At 63.7% G+C, this 10,946-nt stretch carries 18 protein-coding genes and 1 pseudogene; 8 read left to right on the top strand and 11 right to left on the bottom strand.

Annotation, left to right across the window (positions count from 1 at the left end; genetic code table 11):
- Positions 1 to 58: 58 nt before the first annotated feature.
- The 7 genes from ACFQT0_RS30695 (at position 59) to ACFQT0_RS30725 (ending at position 3,375) form a co-directional block, all read left to right on the top strand.
- The gene (locus ACFQT0_RS30695) at positions 59 to 316 is read left to right on the top strand and encodes a hypothetical protein (RefSeq protein ID WP_380207294.1); all 258 of its coding nucleotides are present in this window, start codon (positions 59 to 61) and stop codon (positions 314 to 316) included.
- Positions 317 to 327: 11 nt separating this feature from the next.
- Entirely contained in the window at positions 328 to 543 is a 216-nt protein-coding gene (locus ACFQT0_RS30700; RefSeq protein ID WP_380207296.1) for a hypothetical protein, read from the top strand.
- Positions 544 to 597: 54 nt separating this feature from the next.
- Positions 598 to 1,155 (top strand): cupin domain-containing protein, encoded by a 558-nt coding sequence (locus ACFQT0_RS30705; RefSeq protein ID WP_380207298.1) that lies wholly within the window; start codon positions 598 to 600, stop codon positions 1,153 to 1,155.
- A gap of 285 nt (positions 1,156 to 1,440) precedes the next feature.
- The gene (locus ACFQT0_RS30710) at positions 1,441 to 2,265 is read left to right on the top strand and encodes a hypothetical protein (protein ID WP_380207300.1); all 825 of its coding nucleotides are present in this window, start codon (positions 1,441 to 1,443) and stop codon (positions 2,263 to 2,265) included.
- Positions 2,190 to 2,774, top strand: a complete 585-nt coding sequence (locus ACFQT0_RS30715; RefSeq protein WP_380207060.1) for a hypothetical protein — start codon at positions 2,190 to 2,192, stop codon at positions 2,772 to 2,774. The genes ACFQT0_RS30710 and ACFQT0_RS30715 overlap by 76 nt, the downstream gene beginning before the upstream one ends.
- Positions 2,771 to 3,007: a hypothetical protein gene (locus ACFQT0_RS30720; protein ID WP_380207302.1), complete on the top strand. Its 237-nt coding sequence runs from the start codon at positions 2,771 to 2,773 to the stop codon at positions 3,005 to 3,007. Before ACFQT0_RS30715 ends, ACFQT0_RS30720 begins: the two co-directional genes overlap by 4 nt.
- Positions 3,004 to 3,375: an ATP-binding domain-containing protein gene (locus ACFQT0_RS30725; protein WP_380207304.1), complete on the top strand. Its 372-nt coding sequence runs from the start codon at positions 3,004 to 3,006 to the stop codon at positions 3,373 to 3,375. Before ACFQT0_RS30720 ends, ACFQT0_RS30725 begins: the two co-directional genes overlap by 4 nt.
- Positions 3,376 to 3,470: 95 nt before the next feature.
- Here the strand turns inward: ACFQT0_RS30725 and ACFQT0_RS30730 are convergent.
- The 11 genes and pseudogenes from ACFQT0_RS30730 to ACFQT0_RS30780 all read right to left on the bottom strand — a co-directional run bounded on the left by ACFQT0_RS30730 (position 3,471) and on the right by ACFQT0_RS30780 (position 9,988).
- Positions 3,471 to 4,366 (bottom strand): annotated as a pseudogene (locus ACFQT0_RS30730) (cation diffusion facilitator family transporter).
- Positions 4,367 to 4,734: 368 nt separating this feature from the next.
- Entirely contained in the window at positions 4,735 to 5,154 is a 420-nt protein-coding gene (locus tag ACFQT0_RS30735) for a response regulator (protein ID WP_380207306.1), read from the bottom strand.
- 95 nt (positions 5,155 to 5,249) lie between these two features.
- Complete coding sequence (locus tag ACFQT0_RS30740) at positions 5,250 to 5,741, bottom strand: sensor histidine kinase (protein ID WP_380207308.1); 492 nt, start codon at positions 5,739 to 5,741, stop codon at positions 5,250 to 5,252.
- The gene (locus ACFQT0_RS30745; protein WP_380207310.1) at positions 5,660 to 6,433 is read right to left on the bottom strand and encodes a PAS domain-containing protein; all 774 of its coding nucleotides are present in this window, start codon (positions 6,431 to 6,433) and stop codon (positions 5,660 to 5,662) included. The genes ACFQT0_RS30740 and ACFQT0_RS30745 overlap by 82 nt, the downstream gene beginning before the upstream one ends.
- A 258-nt stretch (positions 6,434 to 6,691) precedes the next feature.
- Entirely contained in the window at positions 6,692 to 7,093 is a 402-nt protein-coding gene (locus ACFQT0_RS30750) for a response regulator (protein WP_380207066.1), read from the bottom strand.
- On the bottom strand, positions 6,982 to 7,659 hold the full coding sequence (locus ACFQT0_RS30755; protein WP_380207067.1) for a sensor histidine kinase: 678 nt from the start codon (positions 7,657 to 7,659) through the stop codon (positions 6,982 to 6,984). Before ACFQT0_RS30755 ends, ACFQT0_RS30750 begins: the two co-directional genes overlap by 112 nt.
- Positions 7,605 to 8,042 carry a hypothetical protein gene (locus ACFQT0_RS30760; protein WP_380207312.1) on the bottom strand — a complete coding sequence of 146 codons (438 nt, stop codon included), beginning with the start codon at positions 8,040 to 8,042 and terminating at the stop codon, positions 7,605 to 7,607. Before ACFQT0_RS30760 ends, ACFQT0_RS30755 begins: the two co-directional genes overlap by 55 nt.
- Positions 8,005 to 8,889 carry a PAS domain-containing protein gene (locus tag ACFQT0_RS30765; RefSeq protein ID WP_380207314.1) on the bottom strand — a complete coding sequence of 295 codons (885 nt, stop codon included), beginning with the start codon at positions 8,887 to 8,889 and terminating at the stop codon, positions 8,005 to 8,007. The genes ACFQT0_RS30760 and ACFQT0_RS30765 overlap by 38 nt, the downstream gene beginning before the upstream one ends.
- A gap of 141 nt (positions 8,890 to 9,030) precedes the next feature.
- A complete protein-coding gene (locus ACFQT0_RS30770) occupies positions 9,031 to 9,246 on the bottom strand; it encodes a hypothetical protein (protein ID WP_380207330.1) in 216 nt (71 codons plus the stop codon).
- Positions 9,192 to 9,743, bottom strand: a complete 552-nt coding sequence (locus ACFQT0_RS30775; protein WP_380207316.1) for a PAS domain-containing protein — start codon at positions 9,741 to 9,743, stop codon at positions 9,192 to 9,194. The genes ACFQT0_RS30770 and ACFQT0_RS30775 overlap by 55 nt, the downstream gene beginning before the upstream one ends.
- Entirely contained in the window at positions 9,677 to 9,988 is a 312-nt protein-coding gene (locus ACFQT0_RS30780) for a PAS domain-containing protein (RefSeq protein WP_380207318.1), read from the bottom strand. Before ACFQT0_RS30780 ends, ACFQT0_RS30775 begins: the two co-directional genes overlap by 67 nt.
- 510 nt (positions 9,989 to 10,498) lie before the next feature.
- Here ACFQT0_RS30780 and ACFQT0_RS30785 point away from each other — a divergent pair.
- Positions 10,499 to 10,660, top strand: coding sequence for a hypothetical protein (locus ACFQT0_RS30785; protein ID WP_380207320.1), 162 nt, complete (start codon positions 10,499 to 10,501; stop codon positions 10,658 to 10,660).
- Positions 10,661 to 10,946: the final 286 nt, after the last annotated feature.

Consider the following 10,946-nt stretch of genomic DNA (forward strand, 5'->3'; position numbering starts at 1 on the left):
AGACCGGGTGCCTGCACTTGGGAGCCAAGGCCGGTTTTTTTATGTTTCTGCAAACCCCATGAACCAAGCTCACTGGCACCTGCTCCTCAACCACGCTCCCATTCTCGGGAGCCTCTTCGGCCTGGTGCTGCTGCTACTGGCTGTGGCGCTCCGCCTGCAGCCCGTGCTGCTGCGCACCGGCCTGGTGACGCTGATTGTCGCAGCCCTGCTCACCATTCCCACCCAGCTGACGGGCGACGGCGCCGAGGAAGTGGTCGAAGACCAGCCCGGCGTGTCGGAGCCGCTCATTCACGAGCACGAGGAAGCCGCCGAGTGAGCTTGTGGGCCATGGAAGCCACGGGAGCCCTGGCCGTGGTCAGCCTGCTGCTGCTCTCCCGCGGCCACCGCCAATCCGGGCGCGTGACTTACCTGACGCTGGCCGGCGCAGTGGCCAGCTTTGGGCTGATGGCCCGCACCGGCTACCTGGGCGGGCAGATTATGCACCCCGAAGCCCGCAGCACTTTCGTGGCTCCCGCCGGGGAGGCGCATGAAGACGACGACTGAGGCGGCGCTCCGCTTGCACTTTCCCTCGCTTGTTAACCCCTAACGCCCATTCCCATGCATGCTTTCATCCCCGTGGCAGCCGGCTTAGCGCTGGCCTGCCTCGCCTCCTGCACCACCGATTCCACGGCCGACAACCAGGCGGCCGGCCAAGCCAAGACCAAGGAATCCAGCCGCCCCGTTACGGCCGCTACATCCGCTACGCCCGGCAATCAGCTCAAGGGCTTTCACATCAACATCGAGCAGGCCACGCGCTCAAATCCCAGCTTTCGGCAAGTGCTCTACACCGGCCCGCACCTGCAGGCGGTGCTCATGAGCCTGAAGCCCGGCGAGGAAATCGGCAGCGAAGTGCACGAAACGCACGACCAGTTTTTTCGCATCGAGGGCGGTACGGGCAAGTGCGTCATCAACAGCCGCTCCTTCGCAGTGTCGGCCGGCGACGCCGTTGTCGCGCCTGCAGGCTCCACGCACAACGTCATCAACACCAGCACAGACAAGCCCCTGCGGCTCTATACCCTGTACGCCCCGCCCCAGCACCGCGACGGCATAACTCGGGCTACCAAGCAGGAGGCCACGCAGAATGAGGCCCCCTTCGACGGCAAAACGACGGAGTGATGCTGGTGGACTAAGAAACCTACCATTGCCCTGCGCCGGGCGCCTTGCGCCCCACGCTCATGAAATAGACCCGATGCTTCGGCAAAACGGAAATTGAGCTGACCTTTGTGGTTCATATCAACGAGCCGACCGGGATGAACGCAACGGAGCAGGAAGAGCGAGAGTACCTGGAAGAAATCAAGGAGCAGCTAACACTGGCCATCCGGCGGGTGGACGACACCGTCCGGCAGTTTTCCGACGAGCCTGCGCGAGAAAAAGCAGTACATCCACGAGCACCAGTCTGGCATGGACGACGCCGACATGGTCGCCGCCGGCCAGTCCATCGACCGCATGGCCTTTACGGGCGAAGGCGCGGTGGCCCGCAAGCGCAGGCTGCTCAAGCTGGTGCAGTCTCCCTACTTTGGCCGCATTGATTTCGTTTCGCGGAAGCAGGAACCGCTGACGGTGTACATCGGCGTGGGTTCCTTCATGGACGAGCGGCAGCGCCGGGGGCTGATTTACGACTGGCGGGCGCCCATCGCCTCGATGTTCTACGACTTCGAGCTCGGCGAAGCCTCCTACAACACCCCGTCCGGCACCATCGCGGGCACCATCGCCCTCAAGCGGCAATACAAAATCCGCGACGGGCGCCTGGAGTTTATGCTCGAAAACGACGTGAACATCCACGACGACGTGCTGCAGCGCGAGCCTGGCCCGGTCCTCCGACGACAAGATGAAGAACATCGTCGCGACCATCCAACGCGACCAGAACGCGGTTATCCGCAACGAGACGGCAGCGGTGATGGTCATCCAGGGGTGGCCGGCTCGGGCAAGACATCGATTGCCCTGCACCGCATTGCCTTCCTGCTGTATCGGTATCGCGAAACCATCGCGGCCAGGGACATCCTCATTATCTCGCCCAACAAGGTCTTCGCCGACTACATCTCCAACGTCTTGCCCGAGCTTGGGGAAGAGCACATCCCCGAGCTGGGCATGGACGAGCGGCGGCCGACCTACTCGGCACCCAGTACCCCTTCCAGACCTTCTTCGAGCAGGTGTCTGCGCTGCTGGAAAACCACGACCCCGCCTTCATTGAGCGCATCCGGTTCAAGTCCTCGTTTGAATTCCTGAGCCAGCTCAACCAGTACCTCGTTTACATAGAGAATAACTACTTCACCGGCCGCGACCTGCGCGTCGGCGCAACCGTGGTTCCCTGGGCGTTTATCCTGGGCAAGTTCAAAGGCTACCACCGGGTGCCGATTCTAAAGCGCTTCGCGCTGGTGGCCGAGGATGTGAGGAACTACGTGCGCGACAAAGTGCGCCGCAAGCTGACCGGCCAGGAGAAAGGAACAATTGGGGAAGCCATTCCCCGCCTGTTCAAATTCAACCAGGTACTGGACCTCTACCGGGACTTTTACCGCTGGATTGGCCAACCCGGGCTTTTGCGCATCGACCAGCGCCAAAACCTGGAGTACGCCGATGTCTTTGCCCTGATTTACCTGCGGATACGCCTGGAAGGCCTCAGTGCCTACGACCACGTCAAGCACCTGCTCGTGGACGAGATGCAGGACTATACCCCGTGCAGTACGCGGTGCTGTCGCGGCTGTTCACTTGCCGCAAAACCATTCTCGGGGATGTGAGCCAAACGGTGAATCCCTACAGCGCGTCTTCCGCCGAAGCCATCGAGCGGGTGTTCCCGCAGGCCGACGTGGTCCGGCTGTACCGCAGCTACCGCTCGACCATGGAGATTACGGCGTTTGCGCAGCGTATCACCCCGAATCCGGACATCATCCCCTGGAACGGCACGGGCCCGAGCCCGTCGTCGCGCGCTTCGGCAACCCGGAAGAGGAGCTGCGGGCCATCCAGGAGATGATTTCGACCTTCCGGAGTTCGAGCAATCATTCCCTGGGGGTTATCTGCAAGACGCTCCGGCAGGCCGAACAGGCGTACAAGGCGCTGCAAGGCCCCGGCGTCCACTTGCTCACCGAGGAGTCCACGACCTTCCAGGAAGGGGTCATCATCACCTCGGCTCATCTCGCGAAGGGGCTGGAATTCGATGAAGTCATTGTGCCGTTTGCCGGTGCGCGCACTTACAAAACGGACGTTGATAAGAGCATGCTTTACGTGGCTTGCACCCGGGCCATGCACCGGCTCACGCTGACGTTTTCAGGGGATATCACTCCGTTCCTGTCCGCCTGGTGCGCATCTAGGCCTGAGCCACCAGCAGCGCGGCCACGGTAAACCAGGCAAATGCAAACCAGGCCAGGCCGGCCATCATCATAGCGAAAGCAAAAGAGGGTAATTTCATGACGGCAGGATAACGGCTAAGGGCCGGCTTACTCAGCTGGCTCAATGTGCACGAGCACGTTGTAAACCGCGGGCCGGGCTTGCTTAATGGTAGCCTTTACGGCTCCGGCGATGGCGTGGCCTTCGCGCACGCTGATGGCGCCGTCAACAATCACGTGCAGGTCGGCAAAGTACTCCAGGCCCATCTTGCGCACGTAGCACTTCTCCGTGCCCACCACGCCTGGTACGGACTCGGCCAGGGCGCGGATGTCCTCGGTCCAGTTGCCTTCCGGGGCCTCGTCCATTATCTCCCCGAACGCGGGACGGAAAATGTGGTAGGCGTTGTAGACGATAAAGCCGCAGGCCACCAGCGCGGCCCAGTCGTCGGCGCCCTCGTAGCCCGGGCCGCCCACCAGCGCGATGCTGATGCCAACAAACGCCGTGAGCGAGGTGATGGCGTCGGCCCGGTGGTGCCAGGCGTCGGCCTTCACGGCGGCGCTGTCCACTTCCTGGCCCACGCGCAGCACCCGGCGGTACAGGGTTTCTTTGATGGCAATGATGACGGCCAGTACCGCCAGCGTAAACCGGGCGGGCAGGGCGTGGGGCGTTTGAATGTGCAGGATGCTTTCGTAGGCGATGAAGGCGGCCGCGCCCATCAGCGCGACAGCCACCAGGATGGCCGCCAGGGCTCGGCCTTGCCGTGGCCGTATGGATGGTTTTCGTCGGGCTCCCGCGCCGCCTGGCGCAGCCCGAGCCACACGATGCCGGAGCTGACAATGTCGGTGGCCGATTCGATGGCATCGGCAATGAGGGCGTAGGAGTTGCCGAGTACGCCGGCCGTGCCCTTGCCCAGCACCAGGGCCACGTTGGCCCCGATGCCCCAGAGCGTAGACGTCTGGCCGCGCTCGGCCCGCTCGCGGTTAGTGGGAGATGGTTTTACTTCCATTAATGAGGAACAAGCAGGATGGAACTGTCGGCAAAAGTCGTCAAAACTTCACGCCCTGGACCTCCACCGCCTTCTTAGAACGTGTTTGGGAATCTGATTTTGTATCATGCTCATCTGGCGTCCCCTAGTCGAACCGAAGGTCGGCGGAGCCAAGCACCTCGCCAGCTTCGTTGAGCTGACTTGATTACTGCTACACGCCAGATGCTTGGCTACGCCGACCTTCGGTTCGACATGCGGACGCCAGATGAGCATGACGGAAACGGCATTTTCAGAGAATCTCAATCACGCGCTTATGCAAAAACCACAACGAGCGGGCCGCATGGTCCGCTCGTTGTGGTTTGCTGGAATGGAGGCCGGCCAGTACCGTCCTAAGCCAGGAACTGGCGCTGAAAGTGCAGCTTGAGGATGGTGTCGAGCTTATCCTTGGTGAGGGGCTTGCTGACCAGGCCGGCGATGGGCAGGGAGTCGATGCGGCCCAGGTCGACGGAGCTCATGGACGCGGTGTGCAGGACGATGACCACGGCCTGTTGCCGGTCCGCGGGCAGGCGCTGGTAGGCATCGACGAAGGCCATGCCGTCCATGCCGGGCATCTTCACGTCGAGCAGCACCAGCACCGGGCTGCTGGGATTAGCATCGGCCGCGAGGTCTTCCAGGGCCGCCAAGGCGGTCAGGCCGTCGGTGGCGGCGAGGTAGCGGTCGGCAACGCCGAGCTTCTTGAGCAGGCGTTCGTTGAGGTCGTTGGTGCGCGGGTCATCATCGACCAGCAGCACACTGGAGAGTTTTATCATAAGTGAAGCGATACACTGTACCAGGAGGAATGGCAGGCCGGAGACAATAGCTGCCCGCTGCACCTCGGCCGCACAAAGTTAGCCACCCCCACCGCTCAGGCTAACTCGATGAAAAAGGTAGTGCCGTGCTTCTCGCGGCTTTCGAGCCAGATGTGGCCGCCGTGGAGCTCGACGATTTGCTTGGCGATGAACAGGCCCAGGCCCGTAGTGGTTTCGCCGTGCAGGCCGGCGCGGCGGGTGGGGTTGAACTTATCGAAGAGGTTGTTGTGCAGCTTGCCGGGGATGCCCACGCCGGTGTCCTGCACCGTGAAGCGCACCTTGCCCTCGTACTCGCTTGCGCCGACGGTCACCGTGCCGCCAGCGGGCGTAAACTTCAGGGCGTTGTGGAGCAGGTTGTCGAGCACGCGGCCAAACTTTTCGGGGTGCAGCCGTACCTGCTTGGGTTCGGGAGCCAGGTCCAGGGCCAGCGCGATGCCTTTCTCCTGGGCCGCGAGGCGGTGCAGGTTCAGTTGCGCCGCGAGGTAGGTGGGTAAGTCGGTGGGCCGTTTCTGCAGGCCATTCTCGTCGAGGTCGCCCACGTAGAGCACATCCTGCAGCAGGGCGTGGGCGTGGGCGCAGGACGCCTTGATGAGGTCGAGGTAGTGCACCATCTCCGGCGGCGGGGGCTTCGCCGCTGCGGCTGTCCACTTCGCGCTGCAGCAGGTCGGTGAGCAGGCTCAATGTGGGCGATGGGTCCCTTGATGTCGTGGGTGGCCAGCTGCAGGATGGTTTCCTGGGCGTCGTAAACGCGCTTGAGCTTGGATTCGAGGTTTTTGCGGTCGGAGATGTCCTCGAGGATAGTGTAGCCCAACTCGCCGTCGTCGTCGGGAAAAAGTACCGAATGAACTTTGCACCAGAACGAGGAGCCGTCGGTCCGCAACATGCAGGTTTCGAGCGTAAAAGACGGCATCTTGTGCGTCCACAGGCGCTCCTGCAGGTCCTGCCAATCGGCGCGGTGCTCGGGGTGGGCAAACTCGATGATTTTGCGCCCCACCAGGTCGTCCACACCGGCGCAGCCCAACATCTTGACCACCGCCGGGTTGGCCTGCCGGATGGTCAGGTCGGGGGTGATGATTTTCTGGCCGAGCGGGGCGTTTTCAAACACCGTGCGGAAACGGACCTGGCTTTGCTCGTAGCGGTCGAGGGGCTGGCCGGGGTCGGCCGGCTTTCCGCGCAGGGCCGCGGCGTTGTCAGCCGCTGAGGAGGGAGCAGGCTGGTCGGGAGTGGACGCGTTCGACATGTAGCGGGGAACAGTGTGTTGGGTGTAAGCGATCTATCCGCAAAGAACGGGATTTAAAAACCGTCCAGCTTTTCATACACAAAGTGTTAAGGAAACGAGCAAGCCTGAGGGCGTTTGCCTGGCTCGGGAAGACAGGACGAAGCAGGCCTGGCCCAAGGCGCTATGAAAAAGCCGGCTGCTGAGGCTGGTCGCGCTGGTAGCGGTCCAGGAAACCACGCCCGAAAGAGCCCCGGTGGGACAACGACGCAGCAGGCGGTTCTAAAAGTTGTCGGCCAGCACCTGGGCGATTTTCTCTTCGGTGAGGGGCTTGGACAGAAACCCGTTGATGGGCAGGTCATGGATGCGCGCCATGTCGCGGGGGCTGACGGAGGTGGTGAGCACGACGATGACCACGTCCTGCGGCTGGGCTCCGCGTAGGTGCTGGTAGGCTTCGAGGAACTCAAACCCGTTCATCACCGGCATGTTGATGTCGAGGAAGACGAGGGCCGGGCAGCCGGGCGTGGGCGGCTGGCAGTGCGTGCGCAGCACGTCGAGGGCTTCCTGGCCGTTCAGGGCCGTGAGCACTTGCACGGCCGGGTCGAGGTGCTGCAGCAGCTTGGCGTTGAGAAAGTTGCTGGTGTAGTCGTCGTCGACGAGGAGAATGCGGGGCAGATTGGGCATGCAGACAGGCGGGGAAAGGAATCAGGAAGCCGGGTGTACCGGAAAAAGACAGTGAAGGTGCTGCCTTCGCCAAGTTGGCTGGCTACCTCGATGCGCCCACCGCTGTTTTCGACCATTTTCCTGACCATGTAGAGGCCGATGCCCGAGCCGTCGACGTGGGAGTGCAGGCGCTGGAACATGCCGAACAGCTTGCCCGCGGCCTTGCCCAGGTCGAGGCCGAGGCCGTTGTCCTGCACGCGCAGCACGTGGTACTGCTCCTGCCGCTCGTAGTTGAGCTGTATGTGGGGCGCGCGGTCGGGGTGGTGGTACTTGAGGGCATTGCTGAGCAGGTTGTATACCACCGAGCGTAGGTTTTTCTCGGAGAACGGCAGGTGAGCGGTGAGCGGTACATCGACGATGAGTCGGGCCTGGGTTTGCTCCACCAGCGGCAGCAGGTCGAGGCGCACTTCCTCCACCACCGCGGCTAGTTGCACCTCCGTGACGGGCTGGCCGTGCGCCTGCTGCAGCTTGCTCACGTCGGTGAGCTGCTCGATGGTGCGCCGGAAGCGCTCGGTGGCCTTCTGCATGAGCCCAAGCATTTCGGGCACGTCGCCGACCAAAGCCACCGGGGGCAGCTCCGGGTCAGGGCCTGCAGCAGGCCTTCAATGTTGGCGATGGGGACTTTGAGGTCGTGCGAGGCCGTGTAGATGAAGTTGTCCAGGTCCACGTTGGTACGCGTGAGCTGCTCGTTGGCTGTGTGGAGCTGCTCGGCCAGGGCGCGGGCCTGGGCGCCGCCCTCTTCCACCACGCGCCGGGCCTGCACCTGGTCGGTCACTTCGTGGGCAAAGGCCAGCACCCCGTCGATTTCGCCCTGGGCGTTGCGGCGGGCCTGGTAGGTGAAGGTGAAGAACATCTCTTCCAGCGGGCCGTCGTCATAGCGGGCCAGCATCAGGGGCAGCTCTTGTTCCACGAAGGTTTCGCCGGTGTCGTACACCCCTCAGGCTGTGGTAAATGGCCGTGCCGGCCACCTCGGGCATGGCTTCCAGCACAGGCTTGCCCTGCAGGGCGCGGCCGGGGAATACCCGCTGGTAGGCGGGGTTGACGAGCTGAAACACCAGGTCGGGCCCATCGAGGATGACGATGGGGGCCGGCGCCTCCATGAAGAGCTTGTGCAGCTGCTGGCGCTCGGCTTCGCGCTGCTGGCGGGCCAGCACCTGCTCGGTCACGTCGAAGGCGAAAATGGTGACCCCTGCAACCTGGCCGTCTTCGCGGTAAGCCTGGTAGGTGAAATTGAAGTACCAGGTACGGGCCGGTCCGCCGTCTACCGGCTCCGGCGCGAAGGGCAGCTCTGCGCCAAAGAATGTCTCGCCGGTTTGGTACACGCGGTCCAGCAGAGCCACAAACCCCTGCTCCTCAGACTCAGGCACGGCCACGGCCATGTCGAGGCCCAAGAGCGGGCGGCCGGGAAGCAGCGCCTGGTAGGCAGGGTTCACGTATTCGAAGCGGTGGCCGGGGGCGCGAAGCAGGGCAATCAGGGCCGGGGTTTGCTCGAAAACGTTGTGGAAAGCCGCGCGCTCCTGCGCCTGGCGACGGGCCGCGGTGAGCAAGTCGGCCTGCAGGGCCTCGGCCCGTTGGCGGCTGCGCACGCGCTCGGTGACGTTGATGGCAAAGCTCATCACCCCTTCTATCCGCCCGCCGGCGTCGAACTTAGGCTGGAGGGTGAGGTCAAAATACTCATCGTGCAGCTCCCCGTTGTGGAAGCGGTCGAAGCGCTGGGTGGTTTCCAGGGCGTGCACGGGCTGGCCGGTGCGGTACACGCTGTCAAACAGCTCGTGCTGTGCCTCGGGCAGCTCGGGCAGGCCTGCCGGCGGGGCAGGCCCTGCAGGGGGCGGTTTTGCAGCAGCTCCCGGGTGCGGGGGTGTACCAGGGTCCAGACGTGTTCGGGACCGGCAAAAAGGTTAATCTCCGCCGGGGCCTGCCCAAACAGGCGCAGCAGGCGGTTGCGCTGCTCCTCGGCTTGGGCGCGGGCCACGTCCAGCTCCCGGGTGCGCTCCTGCACGCGGGCTTCCAGTTCTTGGTTGAGCCTGCTGGAGCTGCTGGCGGGCCTGCACCTGCTCGCTCACGTCGTAAGAGAAATCCAGGACGCCGTTGACGTGGCCCTGGGCATCGCGCAAAGGCAGAAAAAGGCGTTGTAATACAGCTGCTCCAGCCGGCCCGTGCCCGTGAGGTCCACCTGCAGGGGCACTTCCGTGCCGACGAACGGCTCGCCGGTGGCATACACCCGGTCGAGCACGTCGATGATGCCCTGGCTGGCCAGCTCGGGCCAGGCTTCGCGAAGGGACCGGCCGAGCAGGGGCCGGCTGGGTACCACGGCCTGGTATGCCGGGTTCACCAGGGCAAAGGTTTGGTCGGGGCCGTGGTGCACAGCCACGTGGGCGGGCAGCTGCATGAGCACCTCGTGCAGGCGCTCGCGCTGGGCATCGGCATCGGCCCGGGCCGCTTGTTCGGCCGCCTGGCTGGCGCGCAGGTCGCGCTCGGCCCGGCGCTGGTCCGTGATGTCGACGACGGCGTGAATCAGGTGGGTGACGCGGCCCGCGGCGTCGGCTACGGGGCGGTTGGTGGGCAGCCAGTGGCGCTCCACGAAGGTGCCGGGACGAGCCGGGTCGGGCACGTGTAGTGCTGCGGCGCCATCTGGTGGGGCTGGCCCGTGGCCAGCACCTGGGCCATGGATGCACGCTGGTTGCGGGTGGCGTGGGCCTCGGGCGCGGCGGGGTTGTCGGGAAAGACGTCGAAGAGGGACCGGCCTACCACCTGCTCGCGGGTGGTGAGGGTGGCGGCGAGGTATTCGTCGCTGGCGGCCTCAATCACTCCTTCGGGCGTGAGCAGCAGGTAGGCCCCGGGCAGGGCGTTGAACACCGGCAGGCTCGTGGAAACCAGGGGACGAAGCAGCGGCGTAAGGGAGCATGAGCAAAAGTGGCGGAGTGGGGCAACCAAATCGAGAGGCGGTTGGCTGCGCGCGACTTTTGGCAAACGACGATGCAGGGCTAACGGGTAGCGCGGCCTAGGGTTGTGCCTTGCCGCCCCTGCGCCGGATAAAAGCGCCTGGTGGTGAGGGGATGACTGGCCGCCCGTTGAGGTATAGGGTGGAAAAGTGCGGGCCAGAGGGTCCGGGAAAAAGCAGTGCGCGAGAGCGGGCGGCAGCTGCCCGGGGCCAGCCGAAACAGGCTTAAAGCCTCGTTTATAAAGTCTTTTAAAACTTAATTAAACAAATGATATACAATAACTTATAAAGCAAAGGATATTTAATAAAAGTCCGGGGCATGCTTGTTTTGAGTTTGCATGGGCAATTCGCCTATTTAATTTTAGCCATTGCCCCACCTGGGCGCCTTCTTCCACCGCTTTTTGCCGCTTTCCCTGTCCCTTGCCATGACCCCGACCTGTACTGCTGCCTGCCCGGTTTCCCCGGGCTCCTCCCGCCGGCTTCCTCGCCGTTTGTCGGCCCGTGGGGTGCTCTTCCTGCTTCCTCTGGTGCTGCTCGCGGTGGCGGCGCGCGGCCAGGGAGCCACGCTGGACGCGGGCCTGCGCTGAAAACCCTGAACCTGTATTACGAGAACGGCGCCACGGTGCACTACCGCCACGAGGCGTTAGCCCACAATCGGGTGCAGTGCAGAGCTACTTACCTCAGCAGCCGCCTGGGTTCGGCTTTCCGGTCCAATGCCATCAAACAAGACCAGGTGTTCGTGTCCGGGGCCTACTTGTTCCGGCTGCGCCGCCCGTGCAGCCCTTTGTGCGGGCCAACGCCGGCTGGTTCCGGGCCGACTACGAATCCGACATCTTCAGGAATCTACCCAACACCTCGCCGGTGCTCTCGGCC

The sequence above is a fragment of the Hymenobacter humi genome (assembly GCF_042665855.1).
GTDB lineage: Bacteria > Bacteroidota > Bacteroidia > Cytophagales > Hymenobacteraceae > Hymenobacter > Hymenobacter humi.

What these genes read in the sequence shown, in the direction of transcription:
- ACFQT0_RS30695 (WP_380207294.1), top strand. Translation starts at nt 59, where the DNA reads ATGAACCAAGCTCACTGGCACCTGCTCCTCAACCACGCTCCCATTCTC.
- ACFQT0_RS30700 (WP_380207296.1), top strand. Translation starts at nt 328, where the DNA reads ATGGAAGCCACGGGAGCCCTGGCCGTGGTCAGCCTGCTGCTGCTCTCC.
- ACFQT0_RS30705 (WP_380207298.1), top strand. Translation starts at nt 598, where the DNA reads ATGCATGCTTTCATCCCCGTGGCAGCCGGCTTAGCGCTGGCCTGCCTC.
- ACFQT0_RS30710 (WP_380207300.1), top strand. Translation starts at nt 1,441, where the DNA reads ATGGACGACGCCGACATGGTCGCCGCCGGCCAGTCCATCGACCGCATG.
- ACFQT0_RS30725 (WP_380207304.1), top strand. Translation starts at nt 3,004, where the DNA reads ATGATTTCGACCTTCCGGAGTTCGAGCAATCATTCCCTGGGGGTTATC.
- ACFQT0_RS30735 (WP_380207306.1), bottom strand. Translation starts at nt 5,154, where the DNA reads ATGATAAAACTCTCCAGTGTGCTGCTGGTCGATGATGACCCGCGCACC.
- ACFQT0_RS30745 (WP_380207310.1), bottom strand. Translation starts at nt 6,433, where the DNA reads ATGTCGAACGCGTCCACTCCCGACCAGCCTGCTCCCTCCTCAGCGGCT.
- ACFQT0_RS30750 (WP_380207066.1), bottom strand. Translation starts at nt 7,093, where the DNA reads ATGCCCAATCTGCCCCGCATTCTCCTCGTCGACGACGACTACACCAGC.
- ACFQT0_RS30755 (WP_380207067.1), bottom strand. Translation starts at nt 7,659, where the DNA reads ATGCAGAAGGCCACCGAGCGCTTCCGGCGCACCATCGAGCAGCTCACC.
- ACFQT0_RS30785 (WP_380207320.1), top strand. Translation starts at nt 10,499, where the DNA reads ATGACCCCGACCTGTACTGCTGCCTGCCCGGTTTCCCCGGGCTCCTCC.